Origin of the sequence: Longimicrobium sp., assembly GCA_036387335.1 — a bacterium.
In the GTDB taxonomy this organism is placed as follows: domain Bacteria; phylum Gemmatimonadota; class Gemmatimonadetes; order Longimicrobiales; family Longimicrobiaceae; genus Longimicrobium.
In genome coordinates, this window is the sequence record DASVTZ010000086.1 from 1 (window position 1) to 3,220 (window position 3,220).

A 3,220-nucleotide genomic window follows, 5' to 3' on the forward strand; every position below is an offset into this window, starting at 1 on the left:
CGAATCCCTCCCAACGCGCCTCGTCCCCCGAGGGTCCGGGCATGATCAGGCCGCGCCCAATTCCCGCGTCGCGAGCCACGTCCAGTACTCGGGTCAATGTGGAGGCTGTATCCTCCGGATGCGTTCCATAGAGTCCTGTGCGGTCTATCAGGAGCCCCATTGCATCCGCGCGCACAGCCGCGCGAACGGCAAGCGACTGCAGGTGCGGGGAAGGTGATCCCAGAAGCTCAGTGGACATCGAATGGACCTCCGTCGGAAACTGGCAGAGACGTTATTCGCTCCGTTCTACTGCCAATAATGCGCCGAGCTGCTTCAACGGTCAACCCTGAGGTCAATCCCGCTCAACCCCGCCTCAGCCCAGCACCCTCTCCACCAGCTCCAGGTTGGTGCGCACGACGGTGTTCTGCGGGTTCAGCTCCAGGGCGCGGCGCCACAGCTTCACGGCTTCGGCGCGCTCCATCTTCTTGTAGTGGATGTTGCCGAGGCGGAAGTAGACGTCGTCGCCGAGGGCGGCGTTGATCTGGAGGGCGCGGCCGTACGATTCGGCGGCGTCGTCGTAGGCGCCGCGGCGGTAGAGGGCGTCGCCGAGGGCCTTGTGCGCCTGCGGCAGGTCGCCGTCTTCCTCGACGGCGCGGCGGTACATGGCCTCGGCAAGCTCCCACTCGCCGCGGCGCTCGCGCACCACGCCCAGGTGCAGGTGCAGCGGGGCGGAGTGCGCGTGCAGCTTGATCCCTTCCTCGCCCAGCTTGAGCGCGGCATCCGCGCGGCCGGATGCGGCCTCGGCGAGGACGGCGAAGGCGAAGTAGGCGGCGGGAAGGCGCGGCCCCGTGAAGCCCTCGCGGAAGCGCGCGAACGCCGCGGCGGCCTCGTGCGCCTCCCCCTGCTTGAGCAGGAGGATGGCGCGCGAGAGCTGCACCTGCGGGCGCTGCGGGGCCAGGCGCGCCGCCTCGTCGGATGCGAAGCGCGCATCGGGAAGGCGCCCAAGCCGCTCCAGCGCGAGCGACATCCCGTGCAGCACGGGTGCGCGCGCGCCCGCCATCTCCGTGGTCTCCTTGAAGAAGCGGAGCGCCATCCGGTCGTCGCCCTTGCGCAAGCCGATCAGCGCCAGGTGGAAGCGCGAGTCCACGTTCCCCGGCTGCAGCTCCGCCACGCGCCTGAACTCGCGCGTGGACTCGTCGTACATCCCCGTGCGGTAGAAGGCGATCCCCAGGTTGCGGTGCTCGTCGATTCGCGCCTGCGGCACCTCCTTCTGCTCGACGACGGAGCGGCGCCCCACCGGGTGGGCGAAGCCGGCCTGGATCAGCCCGAAGAGGGCCTTCCCCACGTCGAACTCCACCATTCCGCTCTCCTCGATCAGCTCCTGCACCGTCCGCTTGCCGTCCATCAGCGGGATGATCTTCCGCTGGTCCTCGGAGAGCTCCAGCCCATCCATCGCCTTGGTGCGGTCCGTCTCGAACACCAGGTCGAGGGAGGGGATCTTTTTTTCGATGAGGCTCCACTCGTCGATCCGCCGCGCCCCCTCCAGCAGGAGGTTCTCCGGGTTGATCGACACCTGGAAGGAGCCCTCTTCCGGGCGCTGGTCGGCCTCGAAGTAGAAGGAGCCCTGCGTCCAGGTGAAGAGGAAGTAGACCGCCTCCTCGATCTGGATGCGGATGTAGTGCTCCATCTGGTCGCGCGTGATGGAGCCGCGGCGGATGAGGATCTCGCCCAGCCGCTCGCCCGGCGACTTCGCCTGGTCGTCGATGGCGGCAAAGAGGTCCTTGGCGTCCAGCAGCCCGTTCTTGACCAGCAGGTCGCCCAGCCGGTCGCGCCGGTTGACGATGGAGGCGTAGCTGATGCGCCCGCGCTCGAAGTAGATGTAGCCGAAGTTGGAGCGGTCGGTGAGCGACAGGCACCCCGTCTTCTGCCCCATGCTCAGGAGCTGGAGGACGTCGGGGAGCGAGGCTTCGCGGAGGTTGCCCTTGATCGCCATGTCAGCCGAGCTCCTCGATCAGGCGGTCGTCGAGCGCGACCCAGCCCCACGCCACCTTTTCGGCGTTGGTGAAGTACCAGCGGTCCACGGGGGGCGCGGCGGGCTCCTGCGCCTTCTTGCGCTCGGCGGCGGCGCGGGCGGAGAGGAGCATCGCCTCCGCCTCGCCCACGCGGTCCGGATCGGCGAGGACGGGGGAGTCGGCGGCCTTTTCGTCTAGCGGGGCGAGCTGGTCGCGGACGGCGCGCAGCCTCGCCACGTCGGCCGCGAAGCCGGCGAGCACGGCGTCCACGTCCGGCGCGGCGTCGGCGTCCAGGGCGGACTCCAGGCGGCGGGTGCGGATCCCTTCGCCCTCCCAGCGCAGGATGGCCTCGGCGAGCCGCTTGCGCCACGGCGCCTCCTCCACCAGCTGGCCCACCGTGAAGGTGATGTCGCTCAGGAAGGCGCTGAACTCGTCGTTGGGCGCCGCGCTCCCCTCCACGATGGACGGCACTTCGTCCGCGGAGACGGGCGCGCCGCGCTCCGCCTGCACCGCCGCGATGCGGTCCACGGTGGCGTGCAGCTCGTGCGCGCCGCGCAGGGGGAGGCGTGCGAGCACCTCGTCGACCCCGTTCTCCAGCGCCACCCCCTGCCCCGCCGCCCGCCGCCGCGCCAGCTCGCGCAGCGTCTCCGGCTCCGGGGGCGAGACGTCAACCACCAGCCCGTCGGCCAGCTTCGCGCGAAACGCTTCGTCCACGTCCGGCACCTCGCCGGGGGCCAGGGTGGTGGCGAAGACCATCTGCACCTTGTGGCGCAGGATCTCCTCCCAGAGCGACGCGAGCTCCTCCTGCGTGCGCGCCTTCCCCGCGAGCCCCTCGGCGTCGTCGATCACCAGGAGCCCCGCGTCGAGCACGCCGTCGCGGAACGCCTCCAGCCCCCCCGCCGCGATCGCGGTGGAGAGGCGGGATGCGAACCCTTCGGCGGTCTCCACTACCACGCGCAGCTCGGGCCGCACCGCGCTGGCCAGGGCGGCGACGGCGCGCAGCAGGTGGCTCTTGCCGGTGCCGGGCGCGCCGTACACCCAGAGCGGGTTGTAGCTGGTGCCCGGCGATTCGGCCACGTGGCGCGCGGCGGCCGCGGCCATCCGGTTGCCGGGGCCGACCACAAAGGTGTCGAAGGTGAAGCGGGGGTCCTGCTCGAACTTCATCGCGGGTTGCAGTCCGGCCGTCCGGTGGGGGGTTGGTCGCGGGGTCGGGTTAGGAAGATAGGGGA

The 3,220-nt window shown here is 70.6% G+C and carries 2 protein-coding genes; both read right to left on the reverse strand.

Annotated elements, in window-relative coordinates:
• Nucleotides 1–352: 352 nt before the first annotated feature.
• Entirely contained in the window at nucleotides 353–1,972 is a 1,620-nt protein-coding gene (locus tag VF647_07690; protein ID HEX8451961.1) for a DUF4388 domain-containing protein, read from the reverse strand.
• Nucleotide 1,973: 1 nt separating this feature from the next.
• A complete protein-coding gene (locus tag VF647_07695; GenBank protein HEX8451962.1) occupies nucleotides 1,974–3,155 on the reverse strand; it encodes a DnaA/Hda family protein in 1,182 nt (393 codons plus the stop codon).
• Nucleotides 3,156–3,220: the final 65 nt, after the last annotated feature.